The sequence below is a fragment of the Kitasatospora sp. NPDC127116 genome (assembly GCF_042677365.1).
GTDB lineage: Bacteria > Actinomycetota > Actinomycetes > Streptomycetales > Streptomycetaceae > Kitasatospora > Kitasatospora lactacystinica.
On the sequence record NZ_JBHXTL010000006.1, the window covers coordinates 108,673 to 129,790 of the forward strand.

A 21,118-nucleotide genomic window follows, 5' to 3' on the forward strand; every position below is an offset into this window, starting at 1 on the left:
GACGGCGGCGGCCCGCGGGGCGGCCGTGAACCGCGGCCGCGGCCGGGCCCGTAGGTCCGGTCGGGAAGTGGGGAGGCCCGGCCGGGTGCGTGACGGCGCACCCGGGCGGGCACATTCATGGGGGCCCGGAGGGCCCTAGACCAGGCTGTCCCGCCAGGCCCGGTGGAGGGCGGCGAAACGGCCGGAGCCGTCGATCAGCTCCTGTGGGGAGCCATCTTCCACGATCCGGCCCTGATCCATCACCAGGACACGGTCGGCGATCTCCACGGTGGAGAGCCGGTGGGCGATGATCACCGCCGTCCGGCCGGCCAGCACGGTGCGCATCGCCCGCTGCACGGCCTGCTCCCCGGGGACGTCCAGCGAGCTGGTCGCCTCGTCCAGGATCAGCACCGCCGGGTCGGCCAGCAGGGCGCGGGCGAAGGCCACCAGCTGGCGCTGGCCGGCCGAGATCCGGCCGCCGCGCTTGCGCACGTCGGTGTCGAAGCCGTCCGGCAGGGCGGCGATGAACCCGTACGCGCCGATGTCGCGGGCGGCCTGCTCGACCTCCGCGCGGGTGGCGCCGGGGCGGCCGATCGCGATGTTCTCGGCGACGGTGCCGGAGAACAGGAAGGACTCCTGGGTGACCATCACCACCCCGCGCCGCAGCTCGGGGGTGGCCAGGTCGCGCAGCTCCACGCCGTCCAGCCGGATCCGGCCGTCGGTCGGGTCGTAGAAGCGGGCCAGCAGCTTGGCGACCGTCGACTTGCCCGCGCCGGTCGCGCCGACCACCGCCACCGTCTGCCCGGCCGGGATCGACAGGTCGAAGGGCGGCAGCACCTCCTTGCCGGTCCGGTAGGCGAAGCGGGTGCCCTCGAAGGCCACCGCCCGGCCCTTGCCGTCGGCCCGGGGCAGCTCGACGGGCTCGGCCGGCTCGGCGACGGTCGGCTCGTGTGCGAGCAGGCCGGAGATCTTCTCCAGGGCGGCGGCGGCCGACTGGTAGCTGTTCAGGAACATCGCCAGCTGGTCGATCGGGTCGAAGAGCCGGCGCAGGTAGAGCGCGAAGGCGGTGAGCACGCCCAGCTCCAGCGCGTCGTCCACGACCAGGTAGGCGCCGAGCAGCACCACGCCGGTGGTCCACAGGTTGGCGGTGGCGCGGGAGAGGCCGACGTAGCGGGCGATCTCCAGCAGGCCGTCCGCCGTCGCGGTGGCGGACTGCTGGTTGACCACGGCGAAGGCGGCGTCGTTGGCCTTCTCGCGGCGGAAGGCCTGCACCGGACGGATGCCGTTCATGGTCTCGGTGAAGCGGACGATCAGCGAGGCCGCCGAGGTGCGCGAGCGCCGGTAGACCCGGCGCGAGCGGTGGCGGAAGGAGCGGGCGATCAGGGCCAGCGGCAGGAAGGCCGCCAGCGAGACCAGGCCGAGCCGCCAGTCCAGCACCAGCAGCAGCACCGAGATGTAGCAGACCGACAGGAAGACCGTCAGCAGCTCCTGCAGGCCCTCGGAGAGCAGCTCGCGCAGCGCGTCGATGTCGCTGGTGGCGCGGGAGATGATCCGGCCCGAGGTGTAGCGCTCGTGGAAGTCCAGGCTGAGCCGCTGGGCGTGCCGGAAGATCCGGCCGCGCAGCTCCAGCACGATGTCCTGGTTGACCCGGGCGCTGATCTTGATGAACGCCCACTGCAGCACCGGGCTGAGCAGCGCGCAGAACAGGTAGGCCGCGACCACCGCGATCAGCGGGCCGGAGTCGTGCTCGCGCAGCGCCGGGATGCCGCGGTCCATCGCCACCGCGACCAGCAGCGGCCCGGACTGGAGCGCGGCCTGCTGGACCAGGATGATCACCATCGCGATGGTGATCCGGGCCCGGTGCGGGCCGAGCAGCGAGCGCAGCAGCGCCCGGGGAGCACCCGGCGGGACGGGGATGTCCTCCTCGTCGGCGGGAGGCGCGGGCAGCTCCTCCTCGGCCGGCTCGGCGGGCCCGGTCCGGACGGGTTCGGCGGTGGTGGTCATGCGTGCCCTCCATTCGACGCGAGGGAGCCCTCGGGCACCGGGGCGGCCTCGCCCGACATCAGTTCTCGGTAGTGCGCGCAGTCGCGCAGCAGCTCCTGGTGGGTGCCGACGGCCGCGATCCGGCCGTCGGCCAGCACCGCGACCCGGTCGGCGAGCAGCACGGTGCTGGGGCGGTGGGCGACGACCAGGGCGGTGGTGGTGCCGAGGACCTCGCGCAGCGCCCGCTCGACCAGGGCCTCGGTGTGCACGTCCAGGGCGGAGAGCGGGTCGTCCAGCACCAGGAAGGCCGGGTCGCCGACCACCGCGCGGGCCAGCGCGAGGCGCTGGCGCTGGCCGCCGGACAGGCTCAGCCCCTGCTCGCCGACCTCGGTGTCCGGGCCCTGCGGCAGCTTCTCGACGAAGCCGGCCTGGGCGGTGGCGAGGGCGGTGCGCAGCTGCTCCTCGCCGGCGCCCGGGGCGCCCATCAGGACGTTCTCCCGGACGGTGGCGGAGAACAGGGTGGGCTCCTCGAAGGCGACCGCGACGAGTTCGCGCAGCCGCTGCCGGGGCAGCTCGCGGACGTCCCGGCCGTCCAGCGTGATGGTGCCGGCGGTGGCGTCGTACAGCCGGGGGAGCAGGGCGGTGAGCGTGGTCTTGCCGCTGCCGGTGGCGCCGACCAGGGCCATCGTCTCGCCGCTGCGGACGTGCAGGTCGATGCCGGCCAGCAGGTCGGGGCTGTCCCCGGGGGCGTCGGGGTAGCGGAAGCGGACGCCGGTGAAGCGGATGCCGTCCGCGGCGGCGAGTTCGGCGGCGGTGCCCGGGTCCGGGGTCTCCGGCTCGTCCATCACTTCGAAGAAGCGGTCGGTGGCGGTGGCCGCGTCGTTGCCGTAGGCGAGCAGCCAGCCGAGCGACTCGACGGGCCAGCGCAGCGCGAGCGCGGTGGAGAGGAAGGCGACCAGGGTGCCGGCGCTCAGGCCGTCGTTCGCCACCAGGTAGGCGCCGACGGCGAGGGCGCAGCCCAGCGCGATCTCCGGCAGGCCGACGGTGATCGCCCACAGGTTGGCGAGCAGGTGCGCCTTGCGCAGCTCGGTGCGGCGCAGCTCCTGGGACTGGGCGCGGAAGCGCTCGGCCATCGAGCGGTGGCGGCCGAAGGCCTTGAGGATGCGGATGCCGAGGACGGACTCCTCGACCACGGTGGCGAGGTCCCCGTTCTGGTCCTGGGCGCGCCGGGTGGCGCCGGAGTAGCCGGTCTCGAACCGCCGGGTGACCACGAACAGCGGGACGACCGGGATCAGGGCGATCAGGGCGAGCCGCCAGTCCTGGGTGAACATCAGTACCGTGCCGGCCAGGAACATCACCGAGTTGACGATCAGGAAGACCAGCGGGAAGGCCAGGAACAGCCGCATGGTGTACATGTCGGCGGTGGCCCGGGAGAGCAACTGGCCGGAGCCCCAGCGGTCGTGGAAGGAGACCGGCAGCCGCTGGAGCTTGGCGAAGAGGTCCCCGCGCATCGCCGTCTCCAGCCCGGCCAGCGGGCGGGCCAGCACCACCCGGCGGGTGTAGAACAGCGCCGACTCGACCAGGCCGAGGATCAGCAGCAGGCCGACCAGGGGCCAGAGGCCGGCGAGGTCGCGCTCGGCGACCGGGCCGTCCACGATCCGGCCGAGGACCACCGGGACGGCGAGGGTGCTCAGCATGGCGAGCGTCGCGGCCGTCACCGAGACGGCCAGCCGGCCGCGGACGGCGCGGGCGTACGGCCACAGGCGCAGCAGGGAGCGGACCGCGGAGTGCCGCGGCCCGGTCCCGGTCCGGCCGGTTCCGTCGGGTTCGCCGGTTCTGCCGGGCTCCCCGGGGCCGTCGGTTCGGGGGCTTCCCTGGGGCGGGTTGTCGTGGTCCTGCCTGTTCTCGGCCATCGCGGTGAGGGTAGGCACAGAGCCCGTCACTTCTCATCCGGTTTTTCGCGCCTGTCGGTGCGGCCCGCCGAGAACCGGCCACCCGAATGGCCGGGTTGGGCGCCAAGGACGGGGGGCGCGCGCAGCCGTTCGTGCGGGAGGAGTGCGCCGTGCGCCTCTTGCGAGCGCCCTGCTGATCGGCCGATGACACCTCCTGACGGATGCCTTTTGATGCGCGAGTGACAGGAGTGCACACATGACGGTCGAAACCGAACCCACCCCAGGGCCCGGCTCCGCAATCGTGCAGGTACGGGCCCAGCTCAGCCTCAGCACGACCGCGGCGCGGAACCTGGCGACGACGACCAAGTCGAAGCCGCAGATGCAGGAGATCACCTCCCGCTGGCTGCTGAGGATGCTGCCGTGGGTGCAGGTCAGCGCGGGCACCTACCGGGTCAACCGGCGGCTGAGCTTCGCCCCCGGGCAGGGCCGGGTGAGCTTCGCGAAGACCGGCTCCGCGGTGACGGTGATCGCCCCCTCGCTGGCCGAGGTTCCGGCGCTGCGCGGTTTCGAGGACGAGGAGGTGCTGGCCGAGATGGCCCGCCGGTTCGTGCAGCGGGACTTCGCGCAGGGCGACGTGCTGGTGCGGGAGGGGGAGCCGATCGAGGAGGTGTTCCTGATCGCGCACGGCAAGGTGGACCGGATCGGCACCGGCAAGTACGGCGAGCAGACCGTGCTCGGCTCGCTCGCGGACGGCGACCACCTCGGCGACGAGGCGATCACCGAGGGCGGCGGCACCTGGCCGTACACCGTGCGGGCGAACACCTCCGGGGTCGCGATGACGCTGTCCTGGCCGGTGCTCCAGGAGCTGATCGGCCGCTCCGAGCCGCTGCGCGAGCAGCTGCTGGGCTTCGCCGCCGACGTCGCGCAGGCGCAGAACGAGCACGGCGAGGCGAGGATCGACCTCTCGGCCGGCCACCGGGGCGAGTACGAGCTGCCCGGCGCCTTCGTGGACTACGAGCTGAAGCCGCGCGAGTACGAGCTGAGCGTCGCGCAGACCGTGCTCAAGGTGCACACCCGGGTCGCGGACCTCTACAACCAGCCGATGAACCAGACCGAGGAGCAGCTGCGGCTGACCGTCGAGGCCCTGCGGGAGCGGCAGGAGCACGAGATCATCAACAACCCGGAGTTCGGCCTGCTCGGCAACGCCGACTTCGACCAGCGGATCCAGACCCGCGCCGGGGCGCCCACCCCGGACGACCTGGACGAGCTGCTGAGCATGCGCCGTGACACCGACTACCTGTTCGCCCACCCGCGGGCGATCGCGGCCTTCGAGCGGGAGTGCAACCGGGCCGGCGTCTACCCGTCCACCGTCGACGTCCTCGGCAAGCAGCGGCCGACCTGGCGCGGGGTGCCGATCTTCCCGTGCAACAAGATCCCGGTGTCCGGCCAGCAGACCACCGCGTTCATCGCGATGCGCGTCGGCGAGGACAACCAGGGCGTGGTCGGCCTCACCCAGGTCGGCATCCCGGACGAGCTGGAGCCGGGCCTGAACGTGCGGTTCATGGGCATCGACGAGAAGGCGATCGCCTCCTACCTGGTCAGCACCTACTACTCGGCGGCGGTGCTGGTGCCGGACGCGATCGGGGTGCTGGAGAACGTCGAGCTCGGGCACGCCCGCGGCTGAGCCCGGGCCCTCAGACGGCGGGCGCGCGCAGCAGCCGCAGCGAGCGCCCGCCCAGTACGACGGCGCCGCGCGGGCACGGTCCGTCCGGGCCCGCGGCGGTGTCGACCACCGTCTCCCAGCCGGCCGCCGTCTCCCGCCCGGCCGCCGTCTCCCGACCGGTCATCGCCTCCCGCCCGGCGGCCGGCGCCGCGCGGGGCTCGTCGGGCAGGGTGAACACCACCGGTTCGTGGCCCGCGTTGAGCAGCAGCAGGAAGCTGTCGTCGCTCAGCGGCAGCCCGGCCTCGTCCCGTTCGGACAGCGCGGTGCCGCAGAGCAGCATGCCGAGGCAGGCGGTCGGCGCGAACCAGTCGGCCTCGGTCATCTCGGTGCCCCGCGGGGTGAACCAGACGAGGTCGGGCCGGCCGCCGGGGGCGGTGGCGCGGCCGGAGAAGAACGCCCGGCGGCGCAGCACCGGGTGGGCCCGGCGGAGCCGGACCAGCCGGGCGGTGAGTTCGCACAGCTCCTGCCAGCCGGGCTGCTCCAGCAGCGACCAGTCCAGCCAGCCGACCTCGTTGTCCTGGCAGTAGGCGTTGTTGTTGCCGCCCTGGGTGCGGCCCAGCTCGTCGCCGGCGGTGATCATCGGGACGCCGGCGGAGAGCAGCAGGGTGGCCGTCAGGTTGCGCAGCTGGCGCAGGCGCAGGGAGTTGACCGCCGGGTCGGCGGTCTCGCCCTCGGCGCCGTGGTTCCAGGAGCGGTTGTCCTCGGTGCCGTCCCGGTTGTCCTCGCCGTTGGCCTCGTTGTGCTTGCGGTCGTAGGAGACCAGGTCGCGCAGGGTGAAACCGTCGTGCGCCGTCACGTAGTTGACCGAGGCGCCCGGGCGGCGGCCGGCCCGCTGGTAGAGGTCGGAGGAGCCGGAGAGGCGGTAGCCGAGCTCGCGCACGTCCGGGCGGGCGCCGCGCCAGAAGTCCCGGACGGTGTCGCGGTACTTGTCGTTCCACTCGGCCCACAGCGAGGGGAAGCCGCCGACCTGGTAGCCGCCCGGGCCCACGTCCCAGGGCTCGGCGATCAGCTTCACCCGGCTGAGCAGGGGGTCCTGGGCGACGGCGGCGAGGAAGGGGTGGTCCATGTCGACGGCGTCGCCGCCGTTCGGGCCGCCGCGGGCCAGCGCGGCGGCCAGGTCGAAGCGGAAGCCGTCCACGCCCATCTCGGCGACCCAGTAGCGCAGCGAGTCGGTGATCAGCCGGATCACCTGGGGGCGGCGGGTGTCCAGGGTGTTGCCGCAGCCGGTGTAGTCGGCGTAGCCGCGGGGGCGGTTGGGCGGGAGGCGGTAGTAGGCGGCGTTGTCGATGCCGCGCAGCGAGAGCGCCGGGCCGAGTGCGCCGCCCTCGGCGGTGTGGTTGAACACCACGTCCAGGATCACCTCGATCCCGGCGGCGTGCAGGGCGCGGACCATCCGCTTGAACTCGCCGACCTGGCCGCCGCGGGAGCCGGAGGCGGAGTAGCCGGCGTGCGGGGCGAAGTAGCCGATCGTGTTGTAGCCCCAGTAGTTGACCAGTCCGCGGGCCTGCAGGTGGTCCTCGCTGGCGTGCTGGTGCACCGGCAGCAGCTCGACGGCGGTCACCCCGAGGCGGGTGAGGTGGGCGACGGCGGCGGGGTGGGCGAGGCCGGCGTAGGTGCCGCGCAGCTGCGGCGGGACCTCGGGGTGGCGCATGGTGAAGCCGCGCACGTGCAGTTCGTAGAGCACCGTCTCGGCCCACGGGGTCCTCGGGCGGTGGTCGTCGGACCAGTCGTCGTCGTCGTGGACGACCACGGATCTGGGCACGTACGGCGCGGAGTCGCGGTTGTCCCGGACGGTGTCGGCGACGTCCGCCTCGGGCCAGTTGCGGACGGCGGAGCAGACGGCGTCGTGCGAGGTGTAACAGCCGTCCACGGCACGGGCGTACGGGTCGAGCAGCAGCTTGGCCGGGTTCCAGCGGGCGCCGGTCCACGGGTCCCAGCGGCCGTGCACGCGGAAGCCGTAGCGGGTGCCGGGGCGCACGCCGGGGAGGAACCCGTGCCAGATCTGGACGTCCTGCTCGGTGAGGTGGTGCCGGCTCTCCCGGCCGTCCTCGTCGAACAGGCACAGCTCGACGGCCTCGGCGCCGGCCGCCCAGAGCGCGAAGTTGGTGCCCCGGCGGCCGCGCCGGTCGGTGCGGCAGCGGGCGCCGAGCGGCTGCCAGCTGCCGGGCCAGGGCGGTTCGGCGGTGCGGTGCGGACCGCCGACCGGCCGTACCCCGGCTTCCAGCTCCTGCCCTGACGCCATGGCCGCACCCTCCCTGGGCGGGGTGTCCCGGACCCCGTTCACCTTCTCCTTCCCGGATTGCGCAGATCGGAAGCCGTTGAACGGGGGCTTACCGGCGGATGGCGGCCAGGGTGGCGGGTTGACGGAACGGGGGGATTCCGGGGCGATCGGCGTGTCCCCGCGTCGATGCGCCTCGTTGTTCCCGGCGTCGGACGCGAACAGTGGGAGGGCCCCGGGATGCGGCGCCGAGGACGGGTGTGGGCGCGGGGCGCGGCGGCGGTGGCCTGCTGCCTGGCCGTCCTGACGGGTTGCGGCGGCGGTGGCTCCACGGCCGCGCCGGACGGGGACGCGGCCGCGGCCGGTGGGCGCACCGCGCCGGCGGCGCCGTCCCGGGCGGTGCTCACCGTGACGCCGGCCGACGGCGCGCAGGACGTGCAGCCGGAGGGCGCCGTCCGGGTGAACGCCGCGCAGGGCCGGCTGGTCTCCGTCCGGCTGGCCGACGCCAAGGGCACCGAGGTGCCCGGCACGATCGCCCCGGACGGCACCGGCTGGGCGCCGGACGGCCCGCTGCCGCTCGGCACCGCGTTCACCCTGGACTCCGTCGCCGAGGACGACCAGGGCCAGAAGGCGGCCCAGCACTCGGCGTTCACGACCGTCGCCCGGGCGCACACCTTCGTGGCCTTCTTCACCCCGGAGGACGGCTCAACGGTCGGCGTCGGCATGCCGGTCTCGCTGCGCTTCAGCCGTCCGATCACCGACCGGGCGGCGGTGGAGAAGGCCGTCCAGGTCGCCGCCGACCCGCCGGTGCCGGTGGCCGCGCACTGGTTCGGCGGCCAGCGGCTGGACTTCCGCCCGCAGCAGTACTGGGCGGCCGGCACCAAGGTCACGGTGGCGCTGCGGCTCAAGGACGTGCAGGGAGCGCCGGGGGAGTTCGGCACCCAGAGCCGGGACCTGCACTTCACCGTCGGCCGGGCGCAGGTCTCCACCGTCGACCTGGACGCCCACACCCTGACCGTCCGGGCCGGCCAGGGCGGCCCGGTGGTCCGGGTGCTCAAGGTCTCCGGCGGCAGCCGGGACCACTCCACCTACCGGGGCGTGATGGTGGTGTCGGAGAAGTACAAGGTGACCCGGATGGACTCGCAGACCGTCGGCATGGGCGACGAGTACGACATCAAGGACGTCCCGCACGCCATGCGGCTCACCACCTCCGGCACCTTCGTGCACGGCAACTACTGGGCGGACCAGAGGGTGTTCGGCGCCGCCAACACCAGCCACGGCTGCATCGGGCTGGCCGACGCCAAGGGCGGGGCGAGCAAGGACTCCCCGGCGGGCTGGCTGTTCGAGCACACCATCCCGGGGGACGTGCTGGAGGTGACGGCCTCGTCCGGGGACTTCGTGCCGCCGCAGAACGGGCTCAACGGCTGGAACGTGCCGTGGGAGCAGTGGGTGGCGGGGAGCGCGCTGCCGCAGGCGGCGTCGGTGGGGGCGGCCGAGTCCGGGGTTCCGTCGGCCGGGCTTCCGTCGGCCGCGGTGTCCGGGCCGGCCGGGCCGTCGGCCCTGGTGTCCGTTCCGGCCGTGCCGTCGTTCGCGCCGTCCGTTCCGGCCGTGGCGTCCGTGCCGTAAGGGCCGTCCAGGGGCCCGAGGGGGCTTCCGTCCCGTTCCGTCCCGACTTCACGGCTGCTTCACACGCCGTCAACCCGACTCCCCTCAGCTTTCACTCGGAAGGCTTAGTTATCCTGCTCCGGCGCGTCCGGGGTCCGGCCGGAAAGATCGGCCGGACGGTGCAACTCATGGGGGCACTCAGCGCGTCAAGTGAGTGAATACCGGGAGGGGAGAAACCGTGAAGACGGGTAAGACGGCCGGCGCAGCGATACGCACCACCAACCGCTACGGGCGCAGGAGTGCGATGGCGCTGGTCATGGGAGGGGTGCTGCTGCTCACCGCCGCCTGCAATGACGACAAGGGCAGCGGTTCGGGTGGTTCGGGCGGTTCGGCGGCCGGCGGTGGGGCCTCGGCGTCGGCCGCGGCGGACGGGGGCGGGTCGGCCACGCCGAAGCCCTCGGCCGCGGTGCTCGCCGTCGAGCCGAAGGACGGTGCTCAGGACGTTCCGCCGAACGGGCTCCAGGTGTCCGTCTCCAACGGCAAGCTCACCACGGTCGAGGTGACCGACAAGGACGGCAAGCCGGTCGAGGGGGCGATCACCCCGGACGGTGCCGGCTGGAAGCCCGCGGGGGTGCTCGCGGTCGGCATGGCGTACAAGGTGAACGCGCAGGCGAAGGACGGCGAGGGCCTGGTGGCCGCGTCCACCACCTCGTTCACCACCCTGACGCCGGACAAGAAGATCGCCACCAACGACAACATCAGCGACGGCGCCACCTACGGCGTCGGCATGATCGTCTCGGTGAACTTCAACAAGGACGTCAAGAACAAGGACGCCGTCGTCAAGGGCATCAGCATCGAGTCCAGCAACGGCACCGTGGTCAAGGGCCACTGGTTCGGCGACCGCCGGGTGGACTTCCGCCCGGAGCAGTACTGGGCGCCGGGCACCAAGGTGACCGTCAAGTACCGGCTGAAGAACGTCGAGGTCGCGCCCGGCATCTACGGCGACGTGGACAAGGACGAGCCGTTCACCATCGGCCGGTCGATGATCTCCACCGCGGACGCCAAGTCGCACCAGATGACCGTCGAGCGGGACGGCCAGAGCGCCACCCTGCCGGTCACCCTGGGCGCGGACGCCACGCCGTCCTGGGGCGGGACGATGGTGGTCATGTCCAAGGAGAAGGTCACCCGGATGAACTCGCAGACCGTCGGTCTCGGCGGCGAGTACGACATCCAGGACGTGCCGCACGCGATGCGGCTGACCACCTCCGGCACCTTCGTGCACGGCAACTACTGGGCCAGCCCGTTCGGCAAGACCAACGCGAGCCACGGCTGCGTGTCGATGCAGGACGTGAAGGGCGGCAGCGACAGCTCGGTCGCGGGCAAGTTCTTCAACGACTCGATGATCGGCGACCCGATCAAGGTCGTGAACACCAAGGAGAAGACCGTCGCGCCCTCCAACGGGCTGGGCGGCTGGAACGTGGACTGGGCCAACTGGTAGGCCCTACCCGCCGGAGGGCCCGGATACCCGGGCCCTCCGGCGAGTCCTTCGCCGCGCGGCCCGATCCTCACCCGTTGGGGTCGGGCCGCCGCGGTTTCCGGGGCGACGAGCCCCACGCGTGGCGCAACCTTTCCGGTGGCCGGATGCGTGCAACCGGTCGGGTCCGTCGGGTCCACGGGGAGTTTCTCGGATCTTCTGAGGGAGGGAATCGACGTTGAGGTCGATACGCAGAGTGGTGGCGGTCGGTCTGGTCGGCGGGGCGATGACGCTGACGGCGGCCTGCGGCGGGGGTACGGGGGGCAGCGCGGCCAAGGCCGATCTGGGGGCCGGCGCGGCCGCTGCCACGCCCGCGGCGACGGCGCCCGCGGCGGCGCCCACCAGCGCGGTGCCGAAGGTCTCCACGGCCGCCGTGAGCATCGAGCCCAAGGCCGGCTCGGTGGACGTGGCGCCGAACGCGCTCAGGATCGGCGCGACCGGGGGCAGGCTCACCACCGTCAAGGTGAGCGACAGGGCGGGCAAGGAGGTCCCCGGCACCATCTCCGCCGACGGCGCCTCCTGGACGCCCACGGCCGGCCTGGAGGTGGGCACCGCCTACCAGGTCAGCGCGATGGCCGCGGACGCGAACGGCGCGGTCGCCACGGCGGACAGCAGCTTCACCACGCTGACGCCGACGGCGCTCGTCAAGGCCTCCGACAACGTGGACAACGACGCCACGTACGGCGTCGGCATGATCGTCTCGGTGAACTTCGGCAAGGACGTCAAGAACAAGGACGAGGTCCTGCGGGGCATCACCTTCCAGACCGACAACGGCACCGTGGTCAAGGGCCACTGGTTCGACGACCGTCGGCTGGACTTCCGCCCGGAGCAGTACTGGGCGCCCGGGACCAAGGTGGTCGTGCACTACCGGCTCAAGAGCGTCGAGATCGCCCCGGGGGTGTACGGCGCGGACCGGGACGAGCCCTTCACGATCGGGCGGTCCCAGGTTTCGACGGTTGACGCCGCGGCACACAAGATGACGGTCGTACGGGACGGTGCGTCGAGCGACATCGACATCAGCGCCGGAGCACCCGAACACCCCACCTGGAACGGCACGATGGTGGTCATGTCCAAGGAGGGCGTGGTGCGGATGCAGTCCAGCACCCTGCCCGGGATGACCGGCGCGCCGTACGACCTCCAGGTCCCGCACTCGATGCGGCTCACCGACTCCGGCACGTACGTGCACGGCAACTACTGGAGCAGCAGCAGCACCTTCGGCGAGGACAACGTCAGCCACGGCTGCGTGGGCCTCAAGGACGTCGAGGGCGGCGGCGCCAACACCTCCATGGGCAAGTTCTACGACGGCTCGCTGGTCGGCGACGTGATGGTCGTGAAGAACTCGATCCGGAAGGAGACGCTCGACCCGGCGAACGGGCTGAGCGGCTGGAACATGCCGTGGAGCAACTGGTGACCGGCTGCTGAGGCATGCGAGGGGTCAACCCGGGATTGACGGAAGTCGGCCCGGGTGACCCCTTCTTGCTTCCGGCATATGCCGACTCGCGGAGATCGTTTGCTCATTGTCCGTACGCGGCTGCTTGCGTTCCGCAATGATGGTCCGCATGGCGGGTTGGGGCGAAGCAGATCAGTCATTGGTTTCCGGAGTCGGCGCGGTGGTCGAAACGTCCTGGATCGACGTCCAGGGCGGCGGGCTCTCGGCGCTGGAGCGGCTCACCTCCGAGGAACTGGAGGAGCTGTACTCCGGCAGACTGTGCGACCAGTCGGCGCCCAACGAGGTGCGGCTGCCGTCCCGGCCGGAGTCCGGCCCGGTGGCCCGCAGACTGGTGCTCTCCGTCCTGGAGTCCTGGGAGCTCCACCAGTGCCTGGAGGCCGGGGAGTTGCTCACCAGCGAGCTGGTGGCCAACGCGGTGCGGCACGCGGCCGGGCGCACCATCGGCCTGCACGTCAGCCGCAAGCCCGGCTGGCTCCGGATCGAGGTCCGGGACTCCTCCCGGGCGCTGCCCTGCATGATCCTCGCCGAGGCCAGGCCGGTGAACGAGCGGGGGCGGGGGCTGAAGATCGTCGACGACCTCGCCGACCGCTGGGGGGCGGACCTGCTGCCGCGGGGCAAGGGCGTCTGGTTCGAGCTGAAGGTGCGCGAGCGGCTCTGAGGGCCGGGGCGGGCCGCTCCGGGGTCCGGGTGACTCTGGGGCCCGCGCGGTTCTGGGGTCCGGGCGGGGCCGACGGTTTCCCCGGAAAACACGCAAGGCCCCCGGATTCGCCGTGGTCCGGCGGGCGGGGGCCCTTGCAGGTCATCGCGCCGGCCAAGGGGGTGCGTGCCGCGCGATGGGCGTCGGCAGTGCCAGGTCGGGCCCGCCGAAGTCATCGGCCCAGGGCGGCGTGCGGTGTCGCCCGCCGTTGGGCTGCTTCGACTATCGCACGGATCTCAGCATGCGGGCAAACCAGGCGGCTTGGAATGCAAGGCTTGTTACCTAGTTCACCTTTGGATTTTGCATAGGTTAACGCCATTGCCTGTGAATATTCACGATCGCGGCGATGTGACCATGGCTTGGCGGGCTCGCGCGGCGTGCGCGCGGACGGCGGTCGGGGAGAGGCCGCCGGAGCGGGGCGGTGGGGTCGCGGTTCCGCTGCCGCTGCGGCAGGCGCGGCAGAGGCCGCCGAGGAGGACCTGCGGTCGGCAGGGGGTCCGGCAGTCGGTGCACTCGGGGATGCGGACGGCTTCCGGCGGATGCGGGCGTTCGGGCGGAAGCTTGTCGATCAGGCGACGGCGGGTGAGGGCCGCCGCGCTGTGGACCGGGGTGGGCAGGCCCGAGGTGAGGGCGTTCACGAAGAGGGCCAGGGTGGCGCCCCGGGCGAACCACTCGGCGGCGAGCGGTTCGAGCGCTTCGCAGTCGGTGGCGGAGAGGGAGAGGCGGGCGTCCGCGATGCCGAGGCCGGCGAGGGCGGCATAGGCGACCGAGGTGAGGGGGGTGCGGTTGCGCGTTCGCTCTTCCGGGGGGTCGGGTGCGGAATCCGTTGACGCCTCCCCGGTGCCCCCGGTGGCGAGGAAATGGTTCCACCAGGCGTCGGAGCGGGGCGTTCGGGAGAAGTAGGTGCGGAACACCCACTGGGGGTGTTCGGCGTTGACCCGTTCCCGGACACGGCGCAGGTGACCTGCGGTGGAGAGCTTGTTGAGAGCCGAGCGGACGGCCATCTGCCCGAAGAGGGGCTGGTGTGCGGCGAGGGTCTTCACGTCCATCGCGGCGCCGTCGGGGAGCTGGTTGATCAGGCTGGCGAGGTATGCCTCGCGGGCCGGGAGGTGAGTGAAGTCGTCCGCCGCCGGGGGGAGTTGCCCGGGGGCCGACTGCTTGCCGTATCCGGGGGAGGCCATGACGGTAGAGTTCTGGGTAGCCACAGGATCGAGCCTTCGATCGTGCCGGTCAGACCCCCGTTCGGTGTTGCTGCACCGGCGGGGGTTGTTTCGTTAGTGCGCACGCTACATGGGGGAACTGCCTGTGGAGAAGTCGTGACGATAAGTCATATCTGCTGCGTGCGGGGGTGGTTGGAAGGTGGTTGCCCACCCGTTCCACTAAGGGGTCACTCGGGCTTGGTGGCTTGAGCTTCGGCCGCGAAGGCAACGAAGGCCGACCAGGCGGCGGGGGAGAAGGCGAGGGTCGGACCGGCCTTGTCCTTGGAGTCGCGGACGTGGACGGTGGAGGGGGAGGGGGCGACTTCGATGCACTCTCCGCCGTCGTCGCTGCTGTAGCTGGACTTGAACCAGTCGGCTTCGGCGCTCATAGCTCCTCCGAGACTTTCCCGATGAACTCTACGGACTCCTCGATACTGAGGGCCTGCGTGCGGATCATGCCATGCCGCTGTGCGAGGACGTTCACCTTGTCCGGATCGGTGTGCAGCACGCCGGTTCGGTGCCCCTCCACATAGGCCAGCTGCTCGTGTTCGGCCGTTTCCAGCAGGGTGATGGGACCGGCGAGGGCCGGGTACGCCGCGCGGTTCGCGGGGAGCACCTGAATCGCGACGTTCCGCAGACTGCTCACGTCGATGATGTGCGCGAGCTGCCTCCTCATGAGCTCCGCACCGCCGACCTTCGCGCGCAGCGCCGCTTCGTAGATCACGAAGCCGAACAGCACCCTCGGTGCGTTCGCCAGCTTCTCCTGGCGTTGCATCCGGCCCGCGACGCGCGCTTCGACCGTCTCGTCGTCCAGGGGCGGACAGGCGTGGCTGATCTGCTCGCGGGCGTACTCCTCGGTCTGGAGCAGCCCCGGGATGAGGAGGGCTGCGTACGTGTGGATCGCGATGGCGTCGGCCTCGGCGTGCGTGTAGCCCTGCGAGTAGGACGGGAACTTCTCCGGCGTCAGGTAGTCCGCCGCCCCCAGCAGCATCCCCTTCGCGTCGCACAGTTCATCCGCTGCCTGAAGCAGCTTGAGCGACGGCCGCCGCCTCCCCGCCTCCATCGACCGCACGCTCTCGATGTCGTAGCAGGCCGCCTTGGCCAACTGCTCCCGGGTCACGCCCGCCTTCGTACGCCACCGCTTGAGCTGGTCGCCGCAGTACTTCCACGACATCGGGTTTTCCTTCGGCGTGCTCACGGCCCCCGTGCTCCTCCCTGCCCTGGTCGCAGGGCGGTTCAAGCTCTCGCTGTACATATCGCGTTACTGCTGAGGCTATGCCCGCCTGCCGAGGCTTGAAGGGTGAAGTGGCCGAACTCAGCTCTTGCGAGTGAAGCCGTCCGTACGCCCCCAAGGACTCTGATGCTCACTCACCCCGTCGATGTCGTCGAGTGGATGTTCCCCCGCCTCCCTCGCAGCGCCGGCCGCGCCCGGATCCGTTTCATCCGGCAGGCCTTCGAGTGGGAGGTGCCCGTCGACTCCGCCGAGACCGGGCTCGTCCTCCTCAGCGAACTCGTCACCAACGCCTGCCGTCACGCCCGTTCCCCGCGCGACCGGATGATCGGCGTCCGCGTCCTCCTCCCCACGGACTCCCTCCTCCGCATCGAGGTCTCCGATGCGAACGCCACGCTCCCGACCCTGCGCCACGCCACCTTCGACGACGAGTCCGGCCGTGGCCTCGGACTCGTCGCCTCCCTCTCCACCTCCTGGGGCGCCCACCCGCGCGGTGAGGGCTACATCGGCAAGACCGTCTGGTGCGAACTGGCCCTCCCCGCCCCGGCCAACCCACACGGCTGAGCCCGTTCTCCGGGCGCACGCAACTGGCGTCGCGCCGGAGCGCGTCCTGATCTTCGACGGCGTCGGAAGTCGCCGCCCGAGAGGATCAGGAGACCACCGTGCGCCCCCTTCCCTGGCCGCCGTCCGCCCCGATCAGGACCGAGCGGCTCGTGCTCCGCGAGCCCGAGGTTCGGGACCGTGCGGCGTTCATCGAGCTGCTGGCCTCGCCGGAGGTGAACACCTACCTCGGTGGGGCCCGGCCGCGTGACGAGATCGAGCGCGGGATGCCGGGGGTGCCCAGCCGCAGCCCCGGCGTCCTCGCGGTCGATCTGGACGGGGAGACGATCGGCCAGGTCCTGCTGCGCAAGGAGGCGGGGCGCGTCGGCCGGGTCGGTGAGAGGGCCGAGCTCGGCTACCTGTTCCTGCCGCGGGCGTGGGGGCGCGGCTACGCCGCCGAGGCGTGTGCGGCGGCACTCGACTGGTTCGCCGGCGTGCTCCCCGGCGAGCCGGTGGTGCTCGCCACCCAGACCGCGAACCTCCCCTCGATGCGCCTCGCGGCGAAGCTGGGCTTCACCGAGGTGGAGCGCTTCGAGGCCTTCGGCGCCGACCAGTGGCTCGGCCTCTGGTCCCCGCCACTGGCCCGCGACTGACCACAAGGTTCGCCGCCCGCACAGGAAGTCGGCCCGTCCGACTTCCTGTGCTCACCCCCCGAGGGTCAGTTCCACGGTTCCCCGTCGGGGTCTTCGCCCAGCACCTTCGCGGCGGCCGCGCAGAGGTCCCTGCCATAGATCTGGTTGCTGCCGTACTCGGAGCCCCACAGGTCGGTGGCGGCCCGGGCCACGGCGCGCCAGCTGAACTCCTCGTCGACTCGCCACGTGCGAATCTGCACGGCCATCTCCGTGGTGACCGTTGCCGGGTCCACAAGGTCGGGTTTCATTCCGGCGACCCCAAGGCGTGTCCGACAGTTCCGGCCGGGCCGTCGGTCATTTCTTCGCCTCGACCTCGACGGCGGCCCGGATGTCCAGCGTGCGCCGGGCCAGTTCCTCGGGCTCACTGGCGCCCGTCTCGTCGACGACGATGCCGACGGTGTTGCCGTCCGCCCAGGCGCAGGTGGTCTGGAACGCGGCCGGGAGGTCGAGCACCGCGCAGTCCAGCGCGCCGCCGAGGGGGCCGGCCGGGTAGTCCTGGCGGTCGACCACCGGGTTGTCCGACGGGTCGATCGTCGTCTGCGTGCCGAAGTACTTGTCCAGCTCCCACCGGACGTCCGGGAAGCTGCCGGTCAGCCCGATCACGGTCAGCGTGGTTTCGGTCGATCCGGCGGCACCGTAGCCGGCCACCGTCAGCTCCCGGTACGGCCGTAGGGCCGTCATCTGCCGCTCGATGTCGGCGCGCAGGGCCAGGGTGCTGCCGTCGTCCGGGAGCCGCACCTGGTCGCCGATCCGGTCCGCGAGCACGATCCGGTGCCGCGTCGGGGCGCCGACCCCGGTCACCGCCGCGACGGTCACCGCGGCGAACAGGCCGACGACCACGACCGCCGCGATCACAGCATTGCGGGGCACCCGCCGGTACCAGGGCAGCGGAGCCACCGGCTCCAGGGTGTTCGCCCAGATCGCCCGGAGGCCGCTGGGCTTCTCGGCCCCCTGGGCACTCCCGGAAGCAGTCGCATCGTCACTCTGCACGGGGCCGGATCCTACGGCAGCGCCCGGAAGGCCCGCCGGGGTTTTCCGGGCGCCGACGCCTCCGGTGGCAGCCGCATCCCCAGCCTCACGGGACGGAACGCCCAGGGACATCGCGGATGTTCGTACAACCTGCTTCTCGTCAGCCGGCCGATGCCTCGACCTCAGGGCCGTCGGCATTCGGAGTGAACCATGACGACGCCCTCCGAACAGGGCAAAGGCCACCGGGCGCGCCCATGGCCGCTCCCGCACGCCCCTGCCTCTGGATCCGATGCGGCGTCAGGATGGCAACCGGTTGTGTCCGTCCCAGCGACAGGAGAACAGCATGGGAGAGCACTCGAAGCCGCCGCAGGACCCGAGCCAGGGGACTCCGCCGCCGAACAACGCCGATGGGAAGGTCACCCCGCCGCCGCCGAGCAACGGCAAGCACAAGAAGTGATGACGAGCGACGACGGGGGCCTGGCCGGGTACCGGGCAGGCCTGTACGTGGAGATGGAGCGGCGTGGGGCGTGGCCGGAGGATTCGCCGTGGCTGCGCGACGCCTTCGCCGTGCTGCCGCGCGACCGGTTCGCGCCGGACCGGTTGTGGCGGTGGGACGGCCGGTCCTACGTGCCGATCGACCGCGCGGAGGACCGGGACAGGTGGGCCGCCGAGCTGTACTCCGGCGTCGATGCGCCAGCCGTCACCCAGCTCACCGGCGGCCTCCCGTCGTCGTCGCTGTCCGCACCCTCCGTGGTGGCGGACATGCTGGACAGCCTCCGGGTGGAGCCGGGGCACCGGGTGTGGGACATCGGCACCGGGCAGGGCTGGACTGCGGCGCTGTCCGCCTGGCGGGCCGGGCCGGGCCGGGTGGTCACCACCGAGGTCGACGAGCACCTGGCCGCGTTCGCCCGGGCCAGGCTCGCGGACGCCGGGCTCGACGTCGAGGCGGCGGCAGGGGACGGTACCGGCGGCGGGGTGCCGGGCGGCGGTCCGGTCGACCGCCTCCACGCCGCCTACGCCGTCGAGACCGTCCCCTGGTCCTGGGTGGCGGCGGTCCGGCCGGGCGGACGGATCGTCCACCCCTGGGGCCGGCTGGGGTACGTCGCCCTGACCGTCGCCGACGACGGTGCCGCCGCCCACGGCTGGGTCCACGGCCTGGCCCAGTTCATGGGCGACCGGACCGGCCCGGCCCAGCCGGGCACCGGCCCCGCCGCGTACGCGCAGGTGCGTGGCGACGCCGAACCCGAGACCCGCCGGGCACTGGACCGCGACCCGGCCGGCCTGGAGGACTGGCACCTCCGGTTCGCGCTGCGCGTCGCCGTCCCGGAGGCCGTGCTGTTCATCGAACAGCGCGCGGACGGGCCGGCCGCCCTGGTCCACGACGGGGACCGCTCATGGGCCGAGATCCGCCCGGGCACGGATGGTCGGCCGCTGCTCCTCCAGGGCGGGCCGCGCCGCCTCGGCGACGAACTGCTGGCCGCCTGGTCCCAGTGGGAGGACCTGGGGCGTCCCGAGCTGTACGACTACGGCATCACCGTCACCCCCGACTCCCAGTGGGCGTGGCAGGGCGCCCCGGACACCGGCCCGCGCTGGCCGATCGGATCCCCGCAGCCGGCCGCGCGGTGACCGTGCAGCCTGCCGAGGAGCCCCGGCGTTCACGCCCGGGGCTCCTCGCCCGTTTCCGTCGCCTTCGAGCCCGGCCCCTCTACCCGAGGTCCGCCGCGCAGGAAGTCGGCCCGGCCGACTTCTCACGCTGCGCGGCCCACCGACGACCGCCCGGGGGTCAGGAGATGGAGAAGCCCATCCGGTTCACCACCGGGGTCATCGGCACGTACATCACCTGCGCGTAGCAGGTCGTCGGGTGCGCCGTGGAGCCGGCCGGGCAGCCGACCTCCGACCGGGCGGCCACGATCACGCCGCGGGCCTCCATGTCGCCGTTCGGGCCGGACGGGTTCGCCAGTGCCGGGCCGCCGCTGTCGCCCTTCGCGGCGATCGCCCGGCGGTCGCCGCCCTTCGACTCCGCGACGTCCACCGGCTTGATCCTCGTGCCCTCGTCGTTCGTCGTCTCCACGTCGACCCGCTTGATCTGCACGTCGCACTTCCACCCCGACTGGGCACCGCTGAGGCAGATCAGGTCCCCGACGTTGTTCCGCCCGGCCCCGTAGGTGTGCCGGGACGAGCCGCCCCTGTCCGACCAGGCGCCGTCGTAGAACCGGCCGCCGCCGCTCCCGCTGATCGCGATCATGCCGACGTCCAGGCCGTCCCCGACCGAGGACAGGTCGCCGATGTAGCTCCCGGTGCCGTTGTAGTACCGGCCGCCGCCGCAGTGCGCGGCGGTCAGTACCACCTTCGTCCCGCCCTTCCAGCCGCTGAACGCCGTCGAGCAGAACGACGCCTTCCCGGTGCTCACCTCGGCACCCGCGTAGTGCGGCGCGCTGTCGGAGTGCCGGCTGCCGGACAGCGCGACCGGGGTCTCCTCGACGCCGGCCGTCACCGGCATCCCGGCGATCTCGGCGGCCTGCCGGGAGTACGCCTGCACGGCCGTGTCACCGCCGGTCAGCTGCTTCGCCTTCGCCCGCGCGTACGTGATCGCGATGGCGGTGCCGTCCTCCTGCGGGCCGATCGACGTCCACGCGTCGCGCGCCACGGCGGCGGTGAACCGGTCGATCGCGGCGCGCATCTCGGCGCGGGAGTACGGGCTCCGGTGGACGTCGACGGTGTAGCCGGGGCCGGCGCTCGCGGCGTTCGCGTCGAGCAGGGAGCGGACCTCGGCCGGGGCCTCGCCCTTCCAGTAGATGTCGGCGTGCTGGTTCGCCGGGTCGATCACCGTCCCGGCATAGCCGACGGTCGCCGGATCCCCGGACTCCACCCAGTCCTGCACCGGGTCCGTCATGCGGTGGAGCAGCTGCTGGGCCTGCGGGTCGCGGAGCACCGGCAGGCTGACGGACAGGTACGGCTCGTCCTGGACGGTGTCGACGGCGACCAGGCCGGAGGCGACCACGGTGGTCAGGACCAGGGACAACGCGAGGCGGGAGCGGCGCACGGGCGGGTCCTTCCGGCATGTGTCGATGGGTCGGTACTCAGCGTAGGGGTGGATGAACGGTCCGCTACGTCCGGACGTCGCGGCCCGGGCCGGCAGTCGGTGCACGCGTGGGGCGACGCGCCCCCGGGAGGGGCGGGGCGGCGTCCCGGGGGCGGGTGGGGCGCCTGCGCCCCCGGCCCGTTCCGGCCCGGCCTGTTCCGGTAGCGGCCGCGCAGGAAGTCGGGCCCGTCGACTTCCTGCGCGGGCGGATAGCATCGGGCCCGTGAACCTGTACTGGCACGTCGTGCTGCCACCGCTCAGCGCCTGATCGGGCGCGCGCTTCGGTGGCTTGACCCCCGCGACCCCGGCCCGGCCCGATGGCGG

17 protein-coding genes are annotated in these 21,118 nt (G+C 72.5%); 8 read left to right on the forward strand and 9 right to left on the reverse strand.

Annotated features, from left to right (window positions below; translation table 11 throughout):
• Positions 1-135: 135 nt before the first annotated feature.
• Positions 136-1,983 carry an ABC transporter ATP-binding protein gene (locus tag ACFVHV_RS04320; protein WP_359901418.1) on the reverse strand — a complete coding sequence of 616 codons (1,848 nt, stop codon included), beginning with the start codon at positions 1,981-1,983 and terminating at the stop codon, positions 136-138.
• The gene (locus ACFVHV_RS04325; RefSeq protein WP_359901421.1) at positions 1,980-3,875 is read right to left on the reverse strand and encodes an ABC transporter ATP-binding protein; all 1,896 of its coding nucleotides are present in this window, start codon (positions 3,873-3,875) and stop codon (positions 1,980-1,982) included. The genes ACFVHV_RS04320 and ACFVHV_RS04325 overlap by 4 nt, the downstream gene beginning before the upstream one ends.
• A 235-nt stretch (positions 3,876-4,110) precedes the next feature.
• Between ACFVHV_RS04325 and ACFVHV_RS04330 the strand changes: the two genes are divergently transcribed.
• Positions 4,111-5,538, forward strand: a complete 1,428-nt coding sequence (locus ACFVHV_RS04330; RefSeq protein WP_380348692.1) for a family 2B encapsulin nanocompartment shell protein — start codon at positions 4,111-4,113, stop codon at positions 5,536-5,538.
• Between the two features lie 10 nt (positions 5,539-5,548).
• On the opposite strand, the gene glgX is transcribed toward ACFVHV_RS04330, so the two are convergent.
• Positions 5,549-7,819, reverse strand: coding sequence for a glycogen debranching protein GlgX (gene glgX / locus ACFVHV_RS04335; protein ID WP_380348694.1), 2,271 nt, complete (start codon positions 7,817-7,819; stop codon positions 5,549-5,551).
• A 216-nt stretch (positions 7,820-8,035) separates the two neighbouring features.
• On the opposite strand from glgX, the gene ACFVHV_RS04340 reads away from it, so the two are divergent.
• The 4 genes from ACFVHV_RS04340 to ACFVHV_RS04355 all read left to right on the forward strand — a co-directional run bounded on the left by ACFVHV_RS04340 (position 8,036) and on the right by ACFVHV_RS04355 (position 13,042).
• Complete coding sequence (locus tag ACFVHV_RS04340; protein ID WP_380348696.1) at positions 8,036-9,421, forward strand: Ig-like domain-containing protein; 1,386 nt, start codon at positions 8,036-8,038, stop codon at positions 9,419-9,421.
• A gap of 217 nt (positions 9,422-9,638) precedes the next feature.
• The gene (locus tag ACFVHV_RS04345; RefSeq protein WP_380348698.1) at positions 9,639-10,898 is read left to right on the forward strand and encodes an Ig-like domain-containing protein; all 1,260 of its coding nucleotides are present in this window, start codon (positions 9,639-9,641) and stop codon (positions 10,896-10,898) included.
• 214 nt (positions 10,899-11,112) lie between these two features.
• Positions 11,113-12,345, forward strand: coding sequence for an Ig-like domain-containing protein (locus ACFVHV_RS04350; RefSeq protein ID WP_380348700.1), 1,233 nt, complete (start codon positions 11,113-11,115; stop codon positions 12,343-12,345).
• A gap of 178 nt (positions 12,346-12,523) precedes the next feature.
• Positions 12,524-13,042, forward strand: a complete 519-nt coding sequence (locus tag ACFVHV_RS04355; protein ID WP_380348702.1) for an ATP-binding protein — start codon at positions 12,524-12,526, stop codon at positions 13,040-13,042.
• 371 nt (positions 13,043-13,413) lie between these two features.
• Here ACFVHV_RS04355 and ACFVHV_RS04360 read toward each other — a convergent pair whose 3' ends face one another.
• From ACFVHV_RS04360 to ACFVHV_RS04370, 3 genes are all read right to left on the reverse strand, one after another.
• A complete protein-coding gene (locus ACFVHV_RS04360; RefSeq protein WP_380348704.1) occupies positions 13,414-14,262 on the reverse strand; it encodes a hypothetical protein in 849 nt (282 codons plus the stop codon).
• Positions 14,263-14,468: 206 nt separating this feature from the next.
• Positions 14,469-14,669, reverse strand: coding sequence for a DUF397 domain-containing protein (locus ACFVHV_RS04365; RefSeq protein ID WP_380348706.1), 201 nt, complete (start codon positions 14,667-14,669; stop codon positions 14,469-14,471).
• Entirely contained in the window at positions 14,666-15,478 is an 813-nt protein-coding gene (locus tag ACFVHV_RS04370) for a helix-turn-helix domain-containing protein (protein WP_380348707.1), read from the reverse strand. Before ACFVHV_RS04370 ends, ACFVHV_RS04365 begins: the two co-directional genes overlap by 4 nt.
• Before the next feature lie 162 nt (positions 15,479-15,640).
• On the opposite strand from ACFVHV_RS04370, the gene ACFVHV_RS04375 reads away from it, so the two are divergent.
• Positions 15,641-16,075, forward strand: coding sequence for an ATP-binding protein (locus tag ACFVHV_RS04375; protein WP_380348709.1), 435 nt, complete (start codon positions 15,641-15,643; stop codon positions 16,073-16,075).
• A 98-nt stretch (positions 16,076-16,173) separates the two neighbouring features.
• Positions 16,174-16,704, forward strand: coding sequence for a GNAT family N-acetyltransferase (locus tag ACFVHV_RS04380; RefSeq protein ID WP_380348711.1), 531 nt, complete (start codon positions 16,174-16,176; stop codon positions 16,702-16,704).
• A gap of 65 nt (positions 16,705-16,769) precedes the next feature.
• On the opposite strand, the gene ACFVHV_RS04385 is transcribed toward ACFVHV_RS04380, so the two are convergent.
• Both ACFVHV_RS04385 and ACFVHV_RS04390 read right to left on the reverse strand, forming a co-directional pair.
• Positions 16,770-16,943, reverse strand: coding sequence for a hypothetical protein (locus tag ACFVHV_RS04385; protein ID WP_359901454.1), 174 nt, complete (start codon positions 16,941-16,943; stop codon positions 16,770-16,772).
• 94 nt (positions 16,944-17,037) lie between these two features.
• Positions 17,038-17,733 (reverse strand): hypothetical protein, encoded by a 696-nt coding sequence (locus ACFVHV_RS04390; RefSeq protein ID WP_380348713.1) that lies wholly within the window; start codon positions 17,731-17,733, stop codon positions 17,038-17,040.
• A gap of 435 nt (positions 17,734-18,168) precedes the next feature.
• Between ACFVHV_RS04390 and ACFVHV_RS04395 the strand changes: the two genes are divergently transcribed.
• Positions 18,169-19,338: a protein-L-isoaspartate O-methyltransferase gene (locus ACFVHV_RS04395; protein WP_380348715.1), complete on the forward strand. Its 1,170-nt coding sequence runs from the start codon at positions 18,169-18,171 to the stop codon at positions 19,336-19,338.
• A gap of 157 nt (positions 19,339-19,495) precedes the next feature.
• Here ACFVHV_RS04395 and ACFVHV_RS04400 read toward each other — a convergent pair whose 3' ends face one another.
• The gene (locus ACFVHV_RS04400) at positions 19,496-20,755 is read right to left on the reverse strand and encodes a hypothetical protein (protein WP_380348717.1); all 1,260 of its coding nucleotides are present in this window, start codon (positions 20,753-20,755) and stop codon (positions 19,496-19,498) included.
• Positions 20,756-21,118 lie beyond the last annotated feature (363 nt).